We start from the raw sequence: 21,627 nt of genomic DNA, 5'->3' as shown, positions 1-21,627 counted from the left end.
TTTTCCTCCCTGGAAACGCCGTCACTTGATAGAGCCGGCAAGAAACCCCGAACGCATCATGCGCCCGAGAAAGATGGCGACCGCGATCATCGGGATGATCGAAATCAGCGCGGCCACGGAAATTGCCCACCACTCATCGCCGCGCGACGAATTCTGTCCGGCCATGAGGATGGGAAGGGTCTGCCACTTGGATGAGGTCAGCAGCAGGGCAAAGAGAAACTCGTTCCAGATGAAGGCCAGAACGATCATCGATGTGGCCACCAGCCCGGGCTTGGACATCGGCAGCACGATCTGGAAAAAGATCCGCATGCGCCCGATGTTGTCGACCATCGCGGCCTCTTCGACCTCGACCGGGACATTGGCAAAGAAGTCGCGCATCAGCCACACTGCGAAGGGCAGGCCAAAGGCGGTATAGGCGGCGACCAGCCCCGGGAAACTGTCGAGCAGCCGCACCCCGGCCTTGTTCATCTCGGCATAAAGCAGGAACAGCGCAAAGGCCGAGACGATGGGCGGGAACATCCGCTGCGAGACAAACCAGAAGGTCACATCGTCATTGCCCAGCACCGGCCCGGGCAGGTTACGGCCATTGAGCCAGATCGCCACCGGCAGGGCGATGAGCATGACAAGACCCAGCGATTGCGGCACCGAGAGGCCTGCGCCCTGGTTGAGCAGGGCAAAACCGCCGATCGAGAGCACGCCAAAGACCAGCCCGGCCAGCAGGCGGATGCGGAACTCGAACCGGACCAGCGCATAGGCCGCCATCGCCCCGAGGAATACCGCCAGCGCGGTCGAGACCAGCGACACCGCGAGCGAGCTGAAGATCGGCCCGGCAAAATCGCCCCGCACCCCGGAAAAGGCATCGCGAAAGGCCTGCCATGTGGGCTGAAAATCGACAAAGGGGATATAGGTGGCGCCGCCGCTCACCGCCGCGGGCGGTTTGAAGGCGGTGACCAGCACCCACCAGAGCGGAAACAGGCAGAAGGCCAGCCAGATCAGCGCGAGGCCGAGGCCAAGGCGGCGAAAGGTTGTACGGTCCATCACTGGTATCTCCGGATCATGCGTTGCGCCGCGGCGAGGTAGAGCGTGCCGAACAGGATCACCACGATCAGGAACAGGAAGCTGAGCGCCGAGGTCATGCCGATGTTGAATTTCTTGAAACCCTCGTTGTAGGCGAAGAGGGTCAGCGTTTCGGTCGAGGTGCCGGGCCCGCCCCCGGTCAGCACGAACACGGTATCGATGATCTTGAAGCCTTCGATCAGGCGGATGAACACCACCGCCACCGAGAGCGGCAGAAGCATCGGGAAGGTCAGGTCGCGAAACCGGCGCCAGGCCGAGACGTTGTCGACGCGGGCGGCCTCGAACACTTCGGACGGCAGGCCCTGAAGCCCGGCCAGCATCAAGAGCACCACGAAGGGCGTCCATTGCCAGATCTCGACGGTAATCAGCGTGGCGATGGCGAAGCTGGGCGATGTCAGGAACGGCAGGTTTTCCAACCCGAAGAGGGTAAAGAACTCGTTCACCGGGCCGAGCACCGGGTGAAACAGCATCCTCGCAATCAGCGCTACGCTGACCGGGGCCAGGAACATCGGCAGCAGGAAGCTGACGCGGTAGAGGCTCGCGCCCGGCACATTGTGATGCAGGGTCAGCGCCAGCGCGAAGCCCAGCACATATTGCAGCGCGACCGAGACAAAGACGATCACCGCCGTCACCTGGATCGAGCCCCAGAAGCGGGCCGAAGCCAGGATCTCGGCGTAATTGTCAAAACCCACGAATTTCGGCGGCACCGGCGGCACGATCCGGATCGTCTGGAACGAGACGACAAGGGCGTAGATCAGCGGAAAAAGCGTGATCGTCAGCACCAGCAGGAAGGCCGGAAAGATGAAGGCGTACTTCACCCTGTCAGGCTGTGGGGTTTGGCTCATGTCAGGTGTCCTCCGTTGCCGGGCAACTTGCCGCAGTCCGGGGTCGAAATCAACATCAAAAAGTAGCATAACTACAGAAAGTGCAGAGGAAAGGTGAAAATCTCCAGCATCTGTAGTGCGGCTCGCATCGGGTGCCGAGGTGACACATTCTCGCCTAAATCGCTAATATAGATAGTGAAATTCGATATCCTCATAGTCAAAACGGTTTTGCGCACAGCGAGGTCCGTGCATCATTTGGTAGTTTGGCTACAGAAATGCATTGCGGCCTGATCGCCAGTTCTGTAGGTTCACTACCAAATTGGAACGGGAGCCTACCATGCACCAGCCACCGACAGCGCATCGAATCGACCCGGCGACAGGCGCGATGAGCCATGCCACCGGGCGGTACGAGAAACGCCTGCGCGATCTTGCCGGGCTCTATGCCGATGCGCCGGCGTTCGACCGTGCGGCGCAAGAGGCGGGCGGGCGCATCGTCTATGCCGTCAACGAGGTCCGCCCGGCAACGACCCGGGGCGATCTGATCTTTGGCACCACCTTCATGGAGCCGGGGCAGATCGGCGGCGAATACTACATGACCCGCGGCCATATCCACGCCCGCGGCAACCGGCCCGAGACCTATTACGGCGAAAGCGGGCAGGGGGTGATGCTGCTGGAAACCCCCGAAGGCGCGACCGAGATCGTCGAGATCGGGCCCAAGACCCTGGTCTATGTGCCGCCGCTGTGGATTCACCGCTCGGTCAACACCGGCCCCGAGCCGCTGGTGATGAGCTTCTGCTACCCCGGCGACAGCGGCCAGGACTACGAGATCATCGCCCGCGCCGGCGGCATGGCCAAGCGTATCGTCGCCGACGGCGACGGCTGGGCCGCGATCGACAATCCCACCTACCGCCCCCGCGCCGCCGAAGAAATTGCGCGCGTTTATGCCACCACCGACTGACGGACAGACCTCATGAGCATTTTTGACACGCTTTCCACCTACGGCGTCGTGCCGGTCATCGCGATTGACGACGCAGCGGCGGCCCTGCCGCTGGCCGATGCGCTGATCGCCGGCGGCCTACCGGTGGCGGAAATCACCTTTCGCACCGAGGCCGCGCGAGATGTCATCGCGAAAATCGCCGCCGAGCGCCCCGAGATGATTGTCGGCGCCGGCACCGTGTTGACCGAGGCCCAGGCCGACGACGCGCTGGCGGCCGGCGCGCGCTTTGCCCTGTCGCCGGGGATCGATGCCGCCGTCCTGGCCCATGCCGCCAGGATTGGCCTGCCGTTCGCGCCGGGCATCATGGGCCCTTCGGAGCTTCAGATCGCGCTGCGGAATGGCTGCGAGATGGTGAAGTTTTTCCCGGCGATGCCGGCGGGGGGGCCGTCGATGCTGAAAAACATCGCTGCGCCTTACGCCCACACCGGCATCGGATTCAATCCGACCGGTGGCGTCACGCCCGAGAACCTGCCTGACTGGCTGGCACTGCCGCAGGTCCGTGCGGTCGGCGGCACCTGGATTGCCCGGCGCGATGACATCGCGGCCGGCAATTGGTACGTCATCACCGAAAACGCCCGCGCCGCCGTGGCGCGCGTACGCGACATTCGGGGGGCGTGATGCAACTGACCCCCGCCACCCGCCCGACGTTCTATTTCATCGGTGTCACCACCGGCAGTTCCTCGATCATGCGGGTGTTCCCGAAATGGGCCGAGTACCTCGGTCTCGGCGATGTCGAGATCAAGGGCATCGACATGGTGCCGCATGACACGTCCGAAAATTACCGCGCGGTCGTCCAGTTTCTCAAGGCTGACCCGCTGTCGCTCGGCGCGCTGGTCACCACCCACAAGCTCGATCTGTTGGCCGCCTGCCGCGACATGTTCGACGTTATCGATCCCCATGCCGCGCTGATGTCCGAGACCTCCTGCCTGTCGAAACGCGACGGCAAGCTGATCTGCCACGCCAAGGATCCGATCTCTTCCGGGCTGGCGCTGGATGGCTTTCTGCCCGCCGATCACTTTGCCAGGACCGGGGCCGAGGTGCTGTCGATGGGCGCCGGCGGCTCGACCATCGCGCTGACCTGGCATCTGATGCAGGCCGCGCGCGGCGCCAACCGGCCGCGCCGCATCGTGGTGACCAATCGCAGTGCGCCCCGGCTTGATCACATCCGCGAAATCCATGCGCAGATCGGCAGCGACATTCCCTGTGAATATGTCGTCGCCGAGACGCCCGAGGACAATGACCGCGCCATGGCGGGTCTGGCACCCGGATCGCTGGTGATCAACGCCACCGGTCTGGGCAAGGATGCGCCGGGCTCGCCCCTGACCTTTGACGGTCCGTTCCCCCGGGATGGCGTGGCCTGGGAGCTGAACTATCGCGGCGATCTGGTGTTTCTCGATCAGGCCCGGGCGCAACAGGCCGAAAAGGCGGTGCAGATCGAGGATGGCTGGACCTATTTCATCCACGGCTGGACCCAGGTGATCGCCGAGGTCTTCGACATCGAGGTCGCCACCTCCGGCCCGCAATTCGATGCGATCTCGCGCATCGCCGCCGAGGCCACGGGGCGGACGTCATGAGCCGTATCCTGATAACGCCCCGCTCGTTGTCCTCCGGCGGTCACCCGGCGCTGGCCGCGCTGGAAGAGGCCGGATTCGAACTGGTCATGCCGGCGCCCGGCGAAACCCCGTCCGAGGCGGCGCTGCTGGCCGCGGTGCCGGGCTGTGTCGGCTGGCTGGCCGGGGTCGAGCCGGTGTCGGAGGCGGTGATCGAGGCCGCGACCGATCTGCGCGTCATCAGCCGAAACGGATCGGGCATCGACAACCTGCCGCTGGCGGCGCTCGAGCGGCGCGGCATCGCGTTGCGCCGGGCCGAAGGCACCAATGCGCGCGGCGTCGCGGAACTGGCGCTGACGCTGGCGCTTTCGGGGCTGCGCGACATCGTGCCGACCCATGCCGGGCTGCAAGAGGGCCGGTGGCCGCGCCGCACCGGGTCCGAGATCCAGGGCGCGGCGGTGGGGGTCGTCGGCCTCGGCGCGATCGGCGCGAGTTTTGCCGAATTCTGTCTGACGCTCGGAGCCGAGGTGCGCGGATTCGATCCCTTCGCGCCGCAGGACAGGCTGGCACATCCGGCGTTTCTGCGCGGCGATCTGGCCCGGACCCTGGCCGGCGCCGGCGTCGTCAGCCTGCATGCGCCGATGCCTACGGATGGCCGGCCGGTACTCGGCGGTGCGGAACTGGCGCTGCTGGCGCCGGGGGCCGTGGTGGTCAATACCGCGCGGGCCGGGCTGGTCGATGACGCGGCGATGATCGCGGCGCTCGACAGCGGCCGGGTCGGCACCTACGCCACCGATGTGTTCCACCAGGAACCGCCGCAGATGACGGGCCTGTTGCGTCATCCGCGTGTGATCACCACGTCGCATATCGGCGGTTTCACGCGGCAATCGGTGGAGCGGTCGACGCGCTGCGCCGTCGATCATCTGTTGCAGGTGCTTTCCCGCCATGCGGCTTGAATCGGCGCCCGGCTTTCCTGCGACCGGCACGCCCGGGCTGTTCTGGCTCGGGCAGGCCGGGTTCTGGATCGACACCGGCGCGCACCGGCTGTTGATTGATCCCTATCTGTCGGACAGCCTGGCGCGGAAATATGCCGGCACGGCCTATCCGCATCTTCGCATGATGGCCGCGCCGGTATCGGTGGCCGCGTTGCCCCGGCCCGATCTGGTGCTGGTGACCCATGCCCATACCGATCACATGGATCCCGAGACTCTGGGGCCGCTGCGCGAGAGGTTTCCCGATCTGCCGTTCGTGGTGCCGGCCGCCGTCGAAGAGATCGCGCGCGACCGGATCGGGCCGGGGGCAAAGCTGCGCCCGGTGCAGGCCGACGACCGGCTGGTGCCGCTGCCGGGGCTGACGCTCGAGGTGTTCCCGGCGGCGCATGAGGTGCGCGCGCGCGACGACATGGGCCGCGACAGGTTTCTCGGCTACGGCATCGCGGTGCCCGGGGTGCGGCTCTATCACTCCGGCGACAGCGTTCCCTTTGCCGATCTCGATGCCCGGGTTCAGCGCTTTGCCCCGGATATCGCGCTCTTGCCGGTGAATGGCCGGGATGCGGTGCGGCGTGCGGCAAGGATCCCGGGCAATTTCACGCTGGAGGAGGCCCGGCATCTGGCCCGCGAATGCGCCTTTCTCGTACCGCATCACTTCGGTATGTTCGCCTTCAACACATTGGACCCGGGCGCCATCGATGCCGCCGCCGCGCGGTCGACCACCCCGAGGATCATCCGCCCCACCGCAGGCCACCACTTGCGGATCGGGCATTGAAGGACGCTTTTGATGGATCACGCAGCCAACGGTCTGGATGACAATCTGCTGGAGACCGTGCTGCGGCAGAAGGATGAACTGCGCAAATCCGACCGGCGCGTCGCCGAAGTGGTGCTGGCGGCGCCGGGCGAGGTGGTCTCCATGACGCTGGCGCAGCTGGCCAAAGCGGCGGGGGTGAGCGAGCCGACGGTGATCCGGTTTTGTGCCGCCATCGGCTGCGAGGGATTTCGCGATCTGCGGGTCAAGCTGGCGCGCTCGATGGCCTTTGCCCGCACCACATCGCATACCGCGATCACCTCGGAGGATGATCTGGGCGCGGTGATGACCAAGATTTTCGACTACAACCTGTCGAACCTGAACTGGGCGCAGAGCAAGCTGGACCAGGAGGCGGTGCGCGCCGCCGTCGATCTTCTGGCGGGGGCGCGGCGGATCGAGTTCTTCGGGTTTGGCGCCTCGGGCATCGTGGCGCGGGACGCGCAGCAGAAGTTTCCGCTCTTCGGCACGCCCTGCGGCGCGCCGGCGGATGCACATCAGATGTACATGACCGCCGAGATGCTGGGCGACGGCGATGTGGCGGTGGGGGTGTCGAACACCGGCCACACCCGCGAGATCGTCACCGCACTTCAGGTCGCGCAGGAAAACGGCGCCGGCACCATCGGTATCACCGGTCAGCCCAGCCCGATGCTTGATCATTGCGACGTGGCGCTTGTGGTCGAGACGCTGGAAAACACCGATCTGTTCACCCCCACGGTGTCGCGGCTGTCGCATCTGGTGGTGATCGACATCCTGTCGACCGCCGTCAGCCTGCGCCGCGACGAAGCGCATCATCAGCGCATCACCCGAATGAAGGCACGTCTGGCACAGCGGCGCGGATCGCCTTAGCCGATGGCCCGGCCCGGCCTGGCGCTCGCGAGTCAGGCGTTGTGGCGAAGGTAATCGGCATAGGTGGCCGAGATGCGCTCGGCTGCGGCGCGGGTCGGGGCCAGGAATTTCCCGACGAATGCCTTGCCGGACATGCGATTGGCGAATTGCGACACCACCAGCGCCAGGCGGATCGCGCCCTGATGATCGCGCACCGGCAGGCCGATGGAGACAAGACCGTCCTCCAGCTCGCCATCGGTGGTGGCATAGCCGCGCGCGCGGGTGCGGGCGGCGTCTTCCAGCATCGCCTCGGGGTCGGTGATGGTTCTGCTCGCCAGCGGCTGCGGCGCGTGGCGGGCGCACCAGGCGCGCAGATCGTCGTCGGTCTTGGTCGCCAGCAAGAGCTTGCCCCCGGCCGAGGCATGGGCCGGCAGCCGGTCCCCGAGCGCCAATTGCGAGGCATAGACCCGGCGCGAGGGGTCGCGGCAGAGAAACATCACCTCCGGCCCGCTGAGCGAGACGATGGAACAGGGGCAATCGATCTCGGCGGCAAGCTGGCGGACCTGTTCGGCCAGCATCGACAGGATCGAATTTCCCGACAGGAAGGCGCGCGAGATGCCCAGGCTCTTGGCCGTCAGCGCGTAATCGCCGGTGCCGGTCTTTTCCAGATAGCCCATTGCCTGAAGCGTCAGGATCAGCCGCCGGGCGGTGGCCCGGCTCGTGCCAAGGTGGGTGGCGGCGCTCTGGAAGCTGACGCGCTGCACCTCGGGGCAGAACATCTCGAGGATCGCCATGCCCTTGGCCAGGGTCAGCGAGTAATCCTTGGGGGCGTCGCGCATGGCGTCTTCGGGAAAGGCGGCGGGCCGGGGCTTTGTCATCGCGCTCAGAAGATCTTGGGTTCCGGCACCGGCGCGCCGGCGGCGGTTTGCAGGAAATCGAAATCGCAGCCCTCGTGCGCCTGGCTGACATGGGCCATGTACATCTTGCCGAAGCCGCGCTGATAGGGGTCTTCCGGCGCGGTCCAGGCGGCGCGGCGCTGCGCCAGCTCTTCGTCGGAGACCTCCATGTGGATGCGCCGGCCGGGGATGTCGACGGTCACCATGTCGCCGGTTTTGAGCAGCGCCAGCGGCCCGCCGACATGCGCCTCGGGCGAGACATGCAGCACGCAGGCGCCGTAGCTGGTGCCGCTCATCCGCGCATCCGACAGCCGCAGCATGTCGCGCACCCCGGCCTTGACCAGCTTGCCGGGGATCGGCAGCATGCCCCATTCCGGCATCCCCGGGCCGCCGACCGGGCCGGCGTTGCGCAACACCAGAACGCTGTCCTCGGTCACGTCGAGATCGTCACGGTCGATCTGTGCCTTGAGCTCGGCATAATCGTCGAAGACCAGCGCCGGGCCGGTGTGGTTCTGATATTTCTCGCTACAGGCCGAGGGTTTGATGACACAGCCCTGCGGCGCCAGATTGCCCTTGAGCACCGCCAGCGCGCCCTCGGCATAGATCGGATTGTCGATCGGGCGGATCACATCGTCGTTGAACACCCGGGCCGTGGCGATATCCTCGCCCAGCGGCCGGCCGGTGACCGAAATCATCGCCAAGTCGAGGTGATCCGTCAGCCGGGTCATCAGCGCCGGCAAGCCTCCGGCGTAGAAGAAGTCTTCCATCAGATATTCCTTGCCGCTCGGCCGGACGTTGGCGATCACCGGCACCACTCGGCTCAGCCGGTCGAAATCCTCCAGTGTCGACTCGACCCCGGCGCGGCGAGCGATGGCGATCAGATGGATGATCGCATTGGTCGAACAGCCCATCGCCATGGCCACGGTGATGGCGTTTTCGACCGAGCCTTCGCGCAGGATGTCCGAGGGTTTCAGATCCTCCCAGACCATCTCGCAGATGCGCCGGCCGACCATCTTGCTCATGGCGATGTGGTTGCTGTCGGCGGCGGGGATCGACGAGGCGCCCGGCAGGGTCATCCCCAGCGCATCGGCAATCGCCGTCATCGTCGAGGCGGTGCCCATGGTCATGCAATGGCCATAGCTGCGGGCAATGCCGCGTTCGACGCCTTGCCAATCCTCCTCGGTGATCTGCCCAGCGCGCAGTTCGTCCCAGTATTTCCAGCTGTCCGAGCCCGAGCCCAGCGTCTTGCCCTGCCAGTTGCCGCGCAGCATCGGCCCAGCAGGCAGGTAGATCGCCGGCACATCCATGCTGATCGCGCCCATCAGCAGGCCCGGCGTGGTCTTGTCGCAGCCACCCATCAGCACCACGCCATCGATCGGATGCGAGCGGATCAGCTCTTCGGTCTCCATCGCCAGGAGGTTGCGATAGAGCATGGCCGAAGGTTTGACGAATTGCTCGGCCAGCGAGATCGCGGGCAGCTCCAGCGGAAAGCCCCCGGCCTGGAGAATGCCGGTCTTGACCGACTCGGCGCGCTGGCGGAAATGCGCATGGCAGGGGTTGATGTCGGACCAGGTGTTGATGATCGCGATGATCGGCCGGCCTTCCCAATCCTCCGGGTCATAGCCCATCTGGCGCATCCGCGAGCGGTGGCCGAAGGTGCGCAGGCCGGGGTCGCCGAACCAGCGGTGCGAGCGGAGATCTTCGGGGGTCTTGGTCATGGGGCGTCCATTCTTCAGGAGAGCGAGCCGGACAGGGCGAACATCGCGAAGATGATCGCGCCGGCCAGCAGATAGCCGGCAATGTCCGAGGCGAGGCTGGCGCGGCGGCTCAGCCGGGTTTCGGGGCGGGGGTGATCGTCAGGGCTCATTTTGCCAGAACCTCCGGGAGAAACAGCGCGATTTGCGGAAAGAAGAGCACCAGAAGCAATCCGGCGATCTGCATCAGCACGAAGGGCCAGACCGAGGCAAAGATTTCTTGCAGGGTGACTTCGCGCGGCGCCACGCTTTTCAGGAAGAAACAGGCCGGGCCGAAGGGCGGCGAGAGATAGTAGATCTGGATGTTCATCGCAAAGAGCACCCCGAACCAGATCGGATCATAGCCGAAGCCCACCACCACCGGCGCAAAGATCGGCACGGTGATAAAGACGATGGCAATCCATTCCATGAAGGTCCCGAGCACAAAGACGATGGCCATCATCAACAGGACCACAAGCAGCGGGTGCCAGTCCAGCCCTTCGAGCACGCCTTGCAGGAAACGGCTGCCGCCGATGATGTTGTAGATGCCCACCAGCGAGACCGCGCCGAGCACTAGCCAGACCACCGAACCCACGGTCAGCACCGTCTGGCGAAAGGTGTCGCGGATCATGCCATAGCTCAGCCGTCTGCGCAGCAACGCCACCAGGAGCGCGGCGCAGGCGCCGATGGCGGCCGCCTCCGTCACCGAGGCGATGCCGGAATAGATCGTGCCCATCACGCTGGTGATGACAAAAAGCGGCGCGATCAGCGCCTTGATGGCGGCCCTTTTGCGCGGGCCGCTGGGGCCCTCTTTTTCGGGCAGGGCCGGGGCCAGCGCCGGGTTCATCCGGGCACGGCTGTAGATATAGAGCATGTAGATCGAGGCCAGCAGCAGGCCGGGGCCGGTGCCGCCGAGGAAGAGGTCGGAGATCGAGACATTGGCGGTGACGCCATAGACGATCATCACGATCGACGGCGGGATCAGCGTCGCCAGCGCGCCCGAGGCGCAGATGATGCCGATCGACAGCTTGCGGTCATAGCCCAGGCGGAACATCTGCGGCAGGGCTATCATGCCCAGCATGACGATCTCGCCGCCCATGATGCCGCTCATCGCGGCGAGAAAGACGGCAACCACACAGGTCTGAATACCCAGCGATCCGGGGAACGAACCGCCAAGCTCGGCCATGGCGTCGAACAGGCTCTCGGCGATGCCGGAGCGTTCGAGAATGCCCGCCATGAAGACAAAGAGCGGCACCGCGACCAGCGAATAATTCTCGAGCACATGGTAGACGTTGCTCGACACCAGAAACAGGCCCGGCAGACCGAAATAGATCAGCGAGGTGGCGACGGAGACCAGCAGGGTGGCCACGCCCAGCGGCGTTCCCAGCACCATCAGCGCCAAAAGGGCGATGACGATCAGGGCGGTGACAAGGGCGATGCTCATAGCGCGATATCCTCCGGCTCGGGCGCGGGCGGCGTCTGGCCGGTCAGCACCAGCACGAGATTGGCAAGGGACTGGACCACGCCCAGCAGGGCCGAGGCGCAGAGGATCGGTTTCAGGATTGCCGGCATCGGCGGGTTGAAGGCGCTGCCGGTCCGCTCGATCCGGGTAAAGGCGTCGAGCGCCGGCTCGAAGGTGGCGTAGGCAAGGGCGGCAAAGGCCAGGGCCGTCAGCACCAGCGTCACCACATCCAGCACCCGCCGGAGCGCGGGCCCGGCGAGATCGTGCAGGAAGGTGATGGCGATATGGCGGTTTTGCTGGCCGACATATCCCACCGACAGCGCCCAGGCCACGGCGCAGAGGGTCAGCGTGACCTCGAAGGCCCAGTCCGAGGGGGCATTGAAGAAATAGCGCATGATGACTTCGCGCACGGCGACGAGCAGCGAAACGAAGTAGAGCGGGGCGCAGGCATAGCCGATGGCAATGCTGAGCCGCGAGATGAGCAGGCTGGCCGCTTGCATCCGATGTCCTTCCACGGCAAAGGGCCGGAGCAGACGCTCCGGCCCGGCTGGCAATCTATCAGTCGTTCAGCAGGCCGATCAGGCGCAGGTAATCCTTTTGCGCCTCATAGACCATCGCCGCATCCTCGGATTGTTCGGCCGCACGCTCCCAGGCGATGCGGGCGGCGTCGCGGAACGCCTGACGATCCTGCGCCGACCAGTCGACGATTTCAAAACCGTCGCGGCTGGCGAGATCAGCCGCGGTCTGGCGGTCTTCGAGATCGGCGGCGCGGCGGATGTCGTCATAAGCCGCGTTGTACCAGACCTCGAGGATGGTGCGGTGCTGTTCGCTCAATCCGTCCCACTTGGCCTTGTTGATCGAGAAGCTGTGCACCGCCTGCGAGTGGATGCCCGGATAGATCGGCGATTTCGCGATCTTGTGCAGGCCCAGCGCCTCGTTGTTGACCAGCGCGCTGGCATCGGCCGCATCGACCAGCCCGGTTTCCAGCGAGGTGTAGACCTCGCTGAACGGCAGGCTCACCGGTGTGGCGCCGACCTCGCCGAACACCTCGGCGGCCAGGCCTTCGGGGGCGCGGATCTTCTTGCCCTTGATGTCGGCCAGGGTGCGGATCGGATCGGTCGCGACAAGCGCTTCCCGGGCGTAGGGCCCGCAGCCGATGACTTGAAGCTTGGCGCCGAAGTGTTTGTCGTAGAGCTGTTGCAGAACCTCGCGGCCCTTGTGGTTGCGACAGAAGGTCTGGCCCTGATCGGGGCTGTCATAGGCGGCAATCAGATCGCCAAAGAGCGCAAAGGCGGCATCCTGACCGGCAAAGTAGTTGGCGGTGGTCATCTGGCCGTCGATGATCCCGGCGGAGACCGCCTTGGGGGTTTCGCGGTGCGGCACGACGGCGCCGGTGGGCAGAAGTTCGACCGTCAACTCGCCGCCACTCATGGCTTCGAGTTTCGGCACCCAGATGTCTTGCAGCCGCGACATGACGAAATCGCCGGCGTTCTGGGCGGTCTGGATGCGCAGTGTGGTCTCGGCCATGGCCGGCCCGGCCAGAGCAAGCGCAACTGCGCCGGCGGCAAACGTTCGAAAATTCATGGGTTTTTCTCCTCCGAAATATCTGGGCTCAGGTATTGCGGTGGCCGGGGTCTGCGTCAAATAGTTCGCATCGCAGTGCGAATATCGCACGCCATGCCGTGGTGGCTGTCCTGTTGTCCGAGGCTGGCCGCTATGTTTCGATGACATGATCCGCCGTCCTTATGGCGTGCCGCGCGTGACCGGAATGTGACAAGGCGCTGACGGAGGATTTGAATCTTCAGGTGGCACCCGGCGCTTAACATAATGCGTGTTTTGCGTTTACACGGGCGGCAGCAATCCGGGTTTGCCCTGGCTGCGTCACTGGCGCACCATGGTGCAGATGCGGCGCGTCAGGTTGCGCGCCCGATGACGAGGAGCGCCTCATGCCGGTCACAGCTTTCTTTCGCGGCCTCGCCGTCGGCGCGTTGACCCTGGGCTGCGCCGCCGCCGCGCTTGCGCAGGTGCCGCCGGCCGCGAGCGACGGCGGTCCGCGGCGGTTCGAGATCGTCGGCGGCCCGGTGACAGCCCGGGCTGGGCCTTCGGAAACGGCGGAACCGGTCGGCGTGGTGCAGGACGGCGCGATATTGGCCAACCTCGGATGTACGCTGGCGGACGGTGCGCCCTGGTGCGAGGTGCGGAGGTTTCGCGGCGGGGCCCGCGTCTTTGTGCCCGGTCGCCACCTGGCACCGGCGGCGGGGCCGGACGGAGCCGTGCCAATGGGCCTCGACAGCTCGCCTCGCCGGGCCCGCGCCGGCGATTTCGACGCCAGCGGCGAGATCGTTTGCGCCCAGGAACGCGGTCAGGCGCTGGGACTGTGCCGCGCCGAGGTGGCGCGGGGCACCGGCGGCGACGCGACCGTCGTGGCCACCTTCGCCAACGGCTTCGCGCGGCATCTGTATTTCCTGCACGGAGAGTTCGTGGCCGCCAATGCCACGATGTCGGGGGTTGGCACCGACACCGACTGGCGGCTCGACGGCGGGCAGCATCACCTGCGCGTCGATGACCAGCGCTTTGTTCTGTCCGGGGAATTCGTGTTCGGCAATTGATCGCGGATCGGCTGCGCCAGCCGAAGTTGGCGCAGCCTCGAAGTCATGCCTCAGGGTGTGAGCTTGTGAATCACACCCTCATCGACGGCGGCATAGAGGCTGCCGTCCGGCCCGGTCACCAGAGAGCGGAAGCGCCCGGGCTCCATGCCGTCCGGCAGGGTCATTTCGGTGACATCGACCACTTCGGTGCCGTCCTCGGTCAGCTCGATCACGTCGATCCGCTGGCCGATCGGCGTGCCACCGAAGCCGATGCCCATGATGCCCACGACCAGCGCGCCATTCCAGTCGCCCCAGGCCTCGCCCGTGAGGAAGGCCGCCGAAGAGGTGCCCTGCGACCAGCCGTTGTTGTTCCAGATCGGCGGCATCGCGTCGGGATAGGTCTCGAAGTCGGTCATCGGCATGTAGGCGGCCCGCTCGAAACGGTTCATGCCTTCGGCCTGATTGGGGCTGTAGCCGCAATAATCGTCGGGGCAATCGTCGCGTCCGGCCATGTTCGGTCGCGGATCCCAGCCGGCGTTGCCGCCGTTTTCCAGCACCGTGATCTCGTCGGAATGCCAGGGTCCGTGCTCGGCGGTGATCGGTGTGCCGGTGGCGTTGAAGGCGATGCCCTGAACGTTGCGGTGGCCATAGGTATAGGTCCGCTTGTCAAAGCCCTCTGGCGGCGCGTTTTCCGGGGCGGCATTGCCGTCGGTGTCGATGCGGATCACCTTCGAGCCCATCATCGTCGGGCTTTGCGGGATCTCGCTGTTGTGGTTGTCGCCGGTGGTCAGATACAGGTAACCATCGACCGGGTTGAACCGGACGCGCCCGCCGTTGTGCGCGCCGGGCCCGCCGAACGGGTGATCCGAGGCGGCCATCTTGTAAGGCACGTCATCGACGATGTCGGTGCGTTCGGACACGCCGCTGAAATCCTCGTTGACGACAAAACGCATCAGCCGGTTGGTGTGCGGATCGGACATGTTCGACGTGGCATAGACATAGATCCGGCGGTTTTCGTCAAAGTTCGGATCGAAGGCGACCCCCATCATGCCGGCCTGTCCTTCGCAAAACAGGTCCTCTTCGGCCGAGTTGTAGCCTTCGACACCGCCCATACCGAGCAGCGCATTGACGCTGCCATCGGGCATGCGCACCGACAGCCCCTTGCATTTCTCGGTGAACAGCATGGTGCCATCGCCCAGGAACGCCATGTCCCACGGGTTTTCCAGGCCCTCGATCACCACGGAATGCGTGAGGCTCGAGGTGTTCTGCGCCAGGGCCGGCGTCGCCCCCACGGCGGCGCCCACCGCCACTGCCAGTGCAAATGATTGGTGTAGACTAAGCATTAAACTTCCTCCCTTGTGATATATGACCGCTCGATCGGAAATGTGCGTGCTGAACGTCCTGTCTGATTGTTATCTCCGGTTCGGGTCACTCCTCCCGTGCCGGTCCGCCTTGTGCCGGCGTTATTCGAGCGAGGTGATAAAGGCGACGACGTCGCCAATGTCCTCGTCCGACAGCTTGCGGGCGCGGGGCGCCATCAGCATCGTGTTCGGCCCGATCTTTTCGCCGGACCGGTATCTTTCGAGCATGGTGACGAGGTATTCGGCGGACTGGCCGACAAGCTTGGGATAGCTCGACACGCCCTTGGCGGTCGGGCCATGACAGGCGCGGCATTCCTTCATGTAGAGCTCTTCACCCGCTGCCGGATCGAAGTCGGCCTGATCTGCCGCCGCTTCGCTGGTGGCGCCTTCTGCCTCGGTATCTTCGGCGCTCGACCCCGCCATCGCCTGCGTCGACGCAAGCGTCAGTGTCAGACAGAATAAAAAAATCGAAGATTTGCTCACGTCTTCACCCCCTCCCCGGGTTATACGGTTGCCGGTCTGCTGCGACCGCCATCGATTGACAGAAAGACATGGATCCCCCGTTCCACAAATCAAACCCTAGAGCGGCATTTTCGACGGCGCAAAGGAATTCCATCTATAGGTGTGTTTGCAATCACGTCATGCGGTGCGGCGCGAAAAGCTGCCGTCCTGGCCGGCGTCGCGCCGACATGTCGATGCAGTCATCTTTCGACGCTTTTGACTTGTGTGGCGCTCTGGGACGTATCATCGTTCGGCGAAGGCGCGCCCCGAGCCGGCGGCTTTTCTGCCGGCGGGCCTATGTGCAGGGCGAAAAAAGCGCTAAAGCTTAAGCCGTTACAAAAAGAATTGTCCTGGGAGGGATTACGATGAAACTCAAATCGATCATTCTGGCCGCCACGATGGCGACGGCGGCCACGGGCGTCACGGCCGAAGGCGTCAAGGTGGGCATGATCACCACGCTGTCCGGCGGCGGCGCCGGACTCGGCATCGATGTGCGCGACGGCTTCATGCTTGCGGTGGCGCAGTCGGGCCGCGACGATATCGAAGTTGTGATCGAGGACGACCAGCGCAAGCCGGATGTGGCGGTGCAGCTCTCGGACAAGATGATCCAGTCCGAGAAGGTCGATATCCTGACCGGGATCATCTGGTCGAACCTCGCCATGGCGGTGGTGCCGGGCGCGGTGGCGCAGGGCAAGATCTACCTCTCGCCCAATGCCGGGCCGTCGGCGCTGGCCGGGCAGGCCTGTCACCAGAATTATTTCAACGTCGCCTGGCAGAACGACAACCTGCACGAGGCTGCCGGCGCCTATGCCAATGACGCCGGCCATACCAACAGCTTTATCCTCGCGCCGAACTATCCGGCCGGCAAGGACGCGCTAACCGGCTTCAAACGCTTTTTCGAAGGGGATTTGGCGGGCGAGATCTATACCAAGCTGGGCCAGACCGATTACGCCGCCGAGATCGCGCAGATCCGCGCCAGCGGGGCGGACTCGGTGTTCTTTTTCCTGCCCGGCGGCATGGGGATTTCCTTTCTCAAGCAATATGCCGACAGCGGTGTCGATCTGCCCGTGGTCGGCCCGGCCTTCAGCTTTGATCAGGGCATCCTGCAAGCGGTGGGCGATGCGGCGCTTGGCGTGAAGAACACCAGCCAGTGGAGCAAGGACATCGACAACGCGACCAACAAGGCCTTTGTCGAAAGCTTTCAGGACGAATACGGCCGCCTGCCCTCGCTTTACGCCAGCCAGGGGTTCGACACTGCCAACCTGATGATCTCGGCGATGGAAAAAGCCGATATTTCGGATCAGGAGGCGTTCCGCGCGGCACTGAAAGAGGCCGATTTCTCCAGCACGCGGGGGGATTTTGCCTTTGCCGCCAACAACCATCCGGTGCAGGACATCTATGTGCGCGAAGTGATCAAGGAAGGTGACGTCTACACCAACAAGATCATCGGGGTCGCGCTGGAAGACCGGTCCAACGCCTTCCTCGACGCCTGCAAGATGTAACCCGCCTGCCCCGGCCCCTTTGCGGGCCGGGGCGGTGCAGCGCAACGCTGATGTCGCTTATCCTTCTTGTCGAGCAGACCCTGAACGGGCTGCAATTCGGGGTCATGCTGTTTCTCATGGCGGCCGGGCTGACGCTGGTCTTTGGCGTCATGGGGCTGATCAATCTCGCGCATGGCTCGCTCTACATGATCGGCGCCTTCGCGGCGGCGGCCATGGCGCAGGCCTCGGGCTCTTTCCTTCTGGCGCTGGCGGCGAGCCTGGTCTGCGCCGCCTTTGCCGGGGTGCTGATCGAGGTTCTGGTGATCCGCAGGCTCTATGACCGCGACCACCTCGATCAGGTTCTGGCGACCTTTGCCTTGATCCTGATCTTTTCCGAGGGCACGCGCTGGCTCTTCGGCTCTTTCCCGCTGTTTCTCGACAAGCCTGAGTGGCTGTCGGGCACGGTGATTTTGCCCTTTGGCATCGAATATTCGCTCTATCGGCTAGCCATCATCCTGGTCGGGCTGGCGGTGGCGGCGGGGCTGTTCTGGATGATCGCGCGGACCCGCGTCGGTATCCGCATCCGCGCCGGTGAAAACGACCGCGAGATGATTGCGGCGCTCGGGGTCAATATCTCGCGGCTCTACACCTTCGTCTTCGCGCTCGGGGCGGCGCTGGCCGGATTTGCCGGCGCGCTGGTGGGCACCATCCAGTCGGTGCAGGTGGGCATGGGCGAGCCGGTGCTGATCCTGGCCTTCGTGGTTATCGTGATCGGCGGCATCGGCTCGATCAAGGGTGCCTTCATCGGCGCGCTTCTGGTCGGGCTGACCGAGACGCTGGGCCGGTTTCTGTTGCCCGAGGCCTTTGCGCTGGTGTTCGACCCTGCGACGGCGCGGTCGGTCGGCGCCTCGCTGGCTTCGATGTCGATCTACATCCTGATGGCCGGGGTGCTGATCTTTCGGCCCAAGGGCCTGTTCGGGAGCGCCTGATATGAAACGCGAAATGGTGTTCAACCTGGCGCTTCTGGCGCTGATCCTCGGGGTGGCACTCTGGGCGCAGGCCAGCGACGAACCCTTCCTGATCACGCTCACCACCCGCGCGGTGATCTTTGCCATTGCCGGTGTCGGGCTGAATTTTGCGCTGGGTTTTGGCGGGCTGGTGAGCTTTGGCCATGCGGCGTTTTTCGGGCTGGGCGGCTATGTCATGGGGGTGCTGGCCTATCACGCCCAGACCTACACGCCGCTGTTCGAAGCGCCGCTGCTGATCCAGGGCACCAAGTCGATGCCGGTGATCTGGCTGGTCAGCATCCTCCTGTCCTCGCTTCTGGCCCTGGCGATCGGCGCGCTGAGCCTGCGCACCAGCGGCGTCTATTTCATAATGATCACCCTGGCCTTTGCCCAGATGCTCTATTACTTCGCCATCTCCTGGGCGGCCTATGGCGGCGAGGACGGGCTCTCGATCTATGTGCGCAACGGTTTCCCGGGCCTCAACACGATGGACCCGCTGCAATTTTTTGCCCTGTGTTTTGCTCTTCTGCTGATCGTGTTGCTGCTGGTCAGCCTTGCGGCGCGCTCGGCCTTCGGGCTGGCGCTTGGCGCGGCGCGGCAGAACGAGGCGCGGGTGCAGGCGGTGGGCCAGACGCCTTACCGGCTCTATCTCGTGGCCTTCGTGATCTCGGGCGCGATCACCGGGCTGGCCGGGGCGCTCTTTGCCGATCTCAATCGCTTCGTCAGCCCGGTGATGTTTTCCTGGCAGACCTCGGGCGAGATCATGGTCTTTGTCATCCTTGGCGGCGTCGGACGGATCTTTGGCCCGGTTGCCGGCGCGGTTCTGTTCATCCTGCTCGAACATCTGCTGGGCGGGCTGAGCGTCTATTGGCACATCTACCTGGGTGCCATCCTGCTGGGGGTGGTGCTGTTTGCGCGCGGCGGGCTTTACGGGCTGATCGCGGGGCGCGAGGTGGCCCATGACTGAGCCGATCCTCGACATTCGCGGCGTCACCAAGCGGTTTGGTGCGCTGGCCGCAAGCGACGACATCTCGCTCGACCTGCGGCCGGGGGAAATCCACGCGCTGATCGGCCCGAACGGCGCCGGCAAATCGACGCTGATCCAACAGATCGCCGGCGGGCTGGCGCCCGACAGCGGCCGGGTACTGTTCGACGGCCGGGATGTCACCGCGCTCTCGACCGCCGCCCGGGCGCAGCTCGGCATGGGGCGCACCTTTCAGATCTCGGCCCTGGCGATGGACTACACCGTTCTGCAAAACGCGGTACTCGGCGCGCTTGGCGCGCGCGGCGGCGTGTTTCGCTTCTTTCGTCCGGTGATGCGGGATGCGGCGCTTTTGGCCCGCGCCCGCGCCGCGCTTGACGAGGTTGGCTTGGCCGAGTTCGAAGCCATGCGCACCTCCGAGATGTCGCATGGCCAGCGCCGCCAGCTCGAGGTGGCGGTGGCGCTGACCCTCGCGCCGCGCATCTTTCTGATGGACGAACCGATGGCGGGGCTCGGCAGCGAGGGGTCGCAGCGTCTGACCGGTATTCTCGACCGGCTGCGTCACCGCGCGCCGATCCTGCTGGTCGAACATGACATGGATGCGGTCTTTGCCCTGGCCGACCGGATCAGCGTGCTGGTCTATGGCCAGATCATCGCCACCGGCAGCGTCGCCGAGATTCGCAGCGATGCCGAGGTGCGCCGCGCCTATCTGGGCGAGGAGGAAGAGGCATGAGCCTGTTGCAGCTGTCGCGGATCTCGGCTTTCTACGGCGCCAGCCAGGCGCTGTTCGATATGAACCTGTCGCTGGAAGAAGGCCAGGTGCTGGCGCTGATGGGGCGCAATGGCATGGGCAAGTCGACCACGGTCAAGGTGATCTGCCGCCTGTTGCGCGCCCGCGACGGCGAAGCGCGGTTTGCCGGGCAGGATATCGGCGGGCTGCCGCCGCATCGGGTGGCGCAACTGGGCATCGGGCTGGTGCCGGAGGGGCGGCGCTGTTTCGCCACGCTCACGGTTGCGGAAAACCTGCTGGCCGCCGCGCGGCCCGGCGCCTGGGATTTCGCCGCCGTCGCCGCGCTGTTCCCGCGGCTGGCCGAGCGCCGCGATCAGACCGCGGCCTCGCTCTCGGGCGGCGAGCAGCAGATGCTGGCGATCGGCCGCGCGCTGATGACCAACCCGCGCCTGCTGATCCTCGACGAGGCGACCGAGGGGCTGGCCCCGGTGGTGCGGCAGGAGATCTGGGCCGCCATCGCCCGGCTCAAGGCGGAGACCGGGCTGGCGATCCTGCTGATCGACAAATCGATCCGCGAGCTGGGCGGCGTGGCCGATGCGGCGGTGATCGTGGAAAAGGGGCGCAGCGTCTGGCAGGGCGACTTTGCCGATCTCGATGCGCAGACGACCGAACGCTATCTCGGGGTGTGACGGCCGCAGGCACGAGATATCCGATTGGAAAACCCCGTGCGAAATGCCACTGATAGCGCAACCATCTGCGCCCGCACGCCATTCCCGGCCGGGCAGTCGCCAACCCGGAGCGTTCTCATGCCTGACATCCCCCCGCATCCGTCCACCCCGCGCGACGGCTGGACGCCGCTGAAAACCGCGCATTGCAGCGCGGCGGTCAGCCCGCTGGGCGCCATCCTTCACGATCTGACGTTCACCCTGCCCGACGGCCGCAAGTTCGCGCCGCTGGCCGAAGCGGAATGGAGCGGGCGAGCCCGGCCCGAGGACAGCCCCGACCTGTCGCCGCACCTGGCCGAGCTGGGCGGCGAATGGCCGTGTGTGCCCTTTGGCACCTCGCCCGCCGATCCGCAGCACCACGGATTTTGCAGCAATGCGGTCTGGCGGTTGGACGCGGCCGACGGCGGCAGCGCGCGGCTGTCGATCGATTATCCGGCGGGGCATGATATCGCGCAGGTGGCGCGCAGCGTCCGGCTGAGCCCGGACAGCCCCAGCGTGACCTTCGGGCTGGAGATCACCGCCGCGAGCGACTGTTGCCTGCCGCTGGGCCTGCACCCGATCTTTCGCCTGCCTGAAGGCGGCGCCGGCGTGACGCTGGACTGGACCGGCGGGCAGCAGGCGACCACCCTGCCAAAGGCGCTGGCGCCGCCGACGCTGACTCCCGTGCCCGGCGCGCAGGTCACGAAGGGCGGCCCGGTCGCCTGTCTCGACGGGACGGAATTTCGCTTTCCGGCGGAGTTTCCCCGGCAGCGCGAGGCGCTGGTGCAGATCTGGGACTGCGAGGGCGAGGTCGCCCTGCGCTATGCCGGGGAAGCGGCGGGTGTCAGATTGACCTGGGCGGCCGAGGATCTGCCGCATTGCCTGCTCTGGCTGGCCAATCCCGGGGGCGAGATCCCCGGGGCTGGGCCAATTCACCGGGCTGGGGGTCGAGCCGGTCTCGAGCCTGTTCGACCGGGGCATCGCGCCGTTCGACGACAGTGTTGCGGACCGGGCGGCGGGTGTTGCGCTGCGGGCGGGCGAGATCTGGCGCACGCAGTATGAAATCAGCGCCTTCCCCCTGAGCCCATCGGTTTGACTATCGCGCGGAT

23 protein-coding genes are annotated in these 21,627 nt (G+C 65.5%); 13 read left to right on the top strand and 10 right to left on the bottom strand.

Annotated elements, in window-relative coordinates:
* Positions 1-21: 21 nt before the first annotated feature.
* Both PVW49_RS14330 and PVW49_RS14325 read right to left on the bottom strand, forming a co-directional pair.
* On the bottom strand, positions 22-1,038 hold the full coding sequence (locus tag PVW49_RS14330) for a carbohydrate ABC transporter permease (protein ID WP_048535866.1): 1,017 nt from the start codon (positions 1,036-1,038) through the stop codon (positions 22-24).
* On the bottom strand, positions 1,038-1,922 hold the full coding sequence (locus tag PVW49_RS14325) for a carbohydrate ABC transporter permease (protein WP_274590862.1): 885 nt from the start codon (positions 1,920-1,922) through the stop codon (positions 1,038-1,040). Before PVW49_RS14325 ends, PVW49_RS14330 begins: the two co-directional genes overlap by 1 nt.
* A 316-nt stretch (positions 1,923-2,238) precedes the next feature.
* On the opposite strand from PVW49_RS14325, the gene PVW49_RS14320 reads away from it, so the two are divergent.
* The 6 genes from PVW49_RS14320 to PVW49_RS14295 are packed head-to-tail and all read left to right on the top strand — an operon-like array spanning position 2,239 to position 7,094.
* The gene (locus tag PVW49_RS14320; RefSeq protein WP_074837857.1) at positions 2,239-2,859 is read left to right on the top strand and encodes a glucose-6-phosphate isomerase; all 621 of its coding nucleotides are present in this window, start codon (positions 2,239-2,241) and stop codon (positions 2,857-2,859) included.
* A gap of 12 nt (positions 2,860-2,871) precedes the next feature.
* Positions 2,872-3,516 carry a bifunctional 4-hydroxy-2-oxoglutarate aldolase/2-dehydro-3-deoxy-phosphogluconate aldolase gene (locus PVW49_RS14315; protein WP_074837855.1) on the top strand — a complete coding sequence of 215 codons (645 nt, stop codon included), beginning with the start codon at positions 2,872-2,874 and terminating at the stop codon, positions 3,514-3,516.
* Positions 3,516-4,472 (top strand): shikimate dehydrogenase family protein, encoded by a 957-nt coding sequence (locus PVW49_RS14310; RefSeq protein ID WP_244526546.1) that lies wholly within the window; start codon positions 3,516-3,518, stop codon positions 4,470-4,472. Before PVW49_RS14315 ends, PVW49_RS14310 begins: the two co-directional genes overlap by 1 nt.
* Positions 4,469-5,404: an NAD(P)-dependent oxidoreductase gene (locus PVW49_RS14305; protein ID WP_074837851.1), complete on the top strand. Its 936-nt coding sequence runs from the start codon at positions 4,469-4,471 to the stop codon at positions 5,402-5,404. The genes PVW49_RS14310 and PVW49_RS14305 overlap by 4 nt, the downstream gene beginning before the upstream one ends.
* A complete protein-coding gene (locus PVW49_RS14300; RefSeq protein WP_074837849.1) occupies positions 5,394-6,212 on the top strand; it encodes an MBL fold metallo-hydrolase in 819 nt (272 codons plus the stop codon). The genes PVW49_RS14305 and PVW49_RS14300 overlap by 11 nt, the downstream gene beginning before the upstream one ends.
* A gap of 12 nt (positions 6,213-6,224) precedes the next feature.
* A complete protein-coding gene (locus PVW49_RS14295; RefSeq protein ID WP_274590861.1) occupies positions 6,225-7,094 on the top strand; it encodes a MurR/RpiR family transcriptional regulator in 870 nt (289 codons plus the stop codon).
* 32 nt (positions 7,095-7,126) lie between these two features.
* Here the strand turns inward: PVW49_RS14295 and PVW49_RS14290 are convergent, their stop codons facing one another.
* Genes PVW49_RS14290 through PVW49_RS14265 form a run of 6 tightly spaced genes read right to left on the bottom strand, consistent with a single transcriptional unit; the run spans position 7,127 to position 12,748 of the window.
* Positions 7,127-7,951 (bottom strand): IclR family transcriptional regulator domain-containing protein, encoded by an 825-nt coding sequence (locus tag PVW49_RS14290; RefSeq protein WP_074837844.1) that lies wholly within the window; start codon positions 7,949-7,951, stop codon positions 7,127-7,129.
* A 5-nt stretch (positions 7,952-7,956) separates the two neighbouring features.
* Positions 7,957-9,687, bottom strand: a complete 1,731-nt coding sequence (gene araD, locus PVW49_RS14285) for an L-arabinonate dehydratase (RefSeq protein ID WP_274590860.1) — start codon at positions 9,685-9,687, stop codon at positions 7,957-7,959.
* A 14-nt stretch (positions 9,688-9,701) separates the two neighbouring features.
* Positions 9,702-9,836 carry a hypothetical protein gene (locus PVW49_RS14280; RefSeq protein ID WP_274590859.1) on the bottom strand — a complete coding sequence of 45 codons (135 nt, stop codon included), beginning with the start codon at positions 9,834-9,836 and terminating at the stop codon, positions 9,702-9,704.
* The gene (locus PVW49_RS14275) at positions 9,833-11,146 is read right to left on the bottom strand and encodes a TRAP transporter large permease (protein WP_274590858.1); all 1,314 of its coding nucleotides are present in this window, start codon (positions 11,144-11,146) and stop codon (positions 9,833-9,835) included. The genes PVW49_RS14280 and PVW49_RS14275 overlap by 4 nt, the downstream gene beginning before the upstream one ends.
* Positions 11,143-11,664 (bottom strand): TRAP transporter small permease subunit, encoded by a 522-nt coding sequence (locus PVW49_RS14270; protein WP_048535851.1) that lies wholly within the window; start codon positions 11,662-11,664, stop codon positions 11,143-11,145. The genes PVW49_RS14275 and PVW49_RS14270 overlap by 4 nt, the downstream gene beginning before the upstream one ends.
* 58 nt (positions 11,665-11,722) lie before the next feature.
* Positions 11,723-12,748, bottom strand: coding sequence for a TRAP transporter substrate-binding protein (locus tag PVW49_RS14265; RefSeq protein ID WP_274590857.1), 1,026 nt, complete (start codon positions 12,746-12,748; stop codon positions 11,723-11,725).
* 362 nt (positions 12,749-13,110) lie between these two features.
* Between PVW49_RS14265 and PVW49_RS14260 the strand changes: the two genes are divergently transcribed.
* The gene (locus tag PVW49_RS14260; RefSeq protein ID WP_274590856.1) at positions 13,111-13,773 is read left to right on the top strand and encodes an SH3 domain-containing protein; all 663 of its coding nucleotides are present in this window, start codon (positions 13,111-13,113) and stop codon (positions 13,771-13,773) included.
* Between the two features lie 50 nt (positions 13,774-13,823).
* Here the strand turns inward: PVW49_RS14260 and PVW49_RS14255 are convergent, their stop codons facing one another.
* Together PVW49_RS14255 and PVW49_RS14250 are read right to left on the bottom strand one after the other, a co-directional pair.
* Positions 13,824-15,095 (bottom strand): PQQ-dependent sugar dehydrogenase, encoded by a 1,272-nt coding sequence (locus PVW49_RS14255; protein WP_048535847.1) that lies wholly within the window; start codon positions 15,093-15,095, stop codon positions 13,824-13,826.
* 120 nt (positions 15,096-15,215) lie between these two features.
* On the bottom strand, positions 15,216-15,536 hold the full coding sequence (locus tag PVW49_RS14250; RefSeq protein ID WP_074837922.1) for a c-type cytochrome: 321 nt from the start codon (positions 15,534-15,536) through the stop codon (positions 15,216-15,218).
* 443 nt (positions 15,537-15,979) lie between these two features.
* Between PVW49_RS14250 and PVW49_RS14245 the strand changes: the two genes are divergently transcribed.
* The 6 genes from PVW49_RS14245 to PVW49_RS14220 all read left to right on the top strand — a co-directional run bounded on the left by PVW49_RS14245 (position 15,980) and on the right by PVW49_RS14220 (position 21,580).
* A complete protein-coding gene (locus tag PVW49_RS14245; protein ID WP_074837835.1) occupies positions 15,980-17,116 on the top strand; it encodes an ABC transporter substrate-binding protein in 1,137 nt (378 codons plus the stop codon).
* Between the two features lie 50 nt (positions 17,117-17,166).
* Positions 17,167-18,084: a branched-chain amino acid ABC transporter permease gene (locus PVW49_RS14240; protein ID WP_048535843.1), complete on the top strand. Its 918-nt coding sequence runs from the start codon at positions 17,167-17,169 to the stop codon at positions 18,082-18,084.
* Between the two features lies 1 nt (position 18,085).
* Entirely contained in the window at positions 18,086-19,069 is a 984-nt protein-coding gene (locus PVW49_RS14235; RefSeq protein WP_274590855.1) for a branched-chain amino acid ABC transporter permease, read from the top strand.
* Positions 19,062-19,817, top strand: coding sequence for an ABC transporter ATP-binding protein (locus PVW49_RS14230; RefSeq protein ID WP_274590854.1), 756 nt, complete (start codon positions 19,062-19,064; stop codon positions 19,815-19,817). Before PVW49_RS14235 ends, PVW49_RS14230 begins: the two co-directional genes overlap by 8 nt.
* Positions 19,814-20,503 carry an ABC transporter ATP-binding protein gene (locus tag PVW49_RS14225; RefSeq protein WP_074837831.1) on the top strand — a complete coding sequence of 230 codons (690 nt, stop codon included), beginning with the start codon at positions 19,814-19,816 and terminating at the stop codon, positions 20,501-20,503. Before PVW49_RS14230 ends, PVW49_RS14225 begins: the two co-directional genes overlap by 4 nt.
* A 117-nt stretch (positions 20,504-20,620) precedes the next feature.
* On the top strand, positions 20,621-21,580 hold the full coding sequence (locus PVW49_RS14220; protein ID WP_274590853.1) for a hypothetical protein: 960 nt from the start codon (positions 20,621-20,623) through the stop codon (positions 21,578-21,580).
* Positions 21,581-21,627 lie beyond the last annotated feature (47 nt).

Source organism: Marinovum sp. PR37 (assembly GCF_028807375.1).
GTDB lineage: Bacteria > Pseudomonadota > Alphaproteobacteria > Rhodobacterales > Rhodobacteraceae > Marinovum > Marinovum algicola.
The sequence above is the reverse complement of the archived record's forward strand: the minus strand, read 5'-3'. Positions and strand labels throughout refer to the sequence as shown.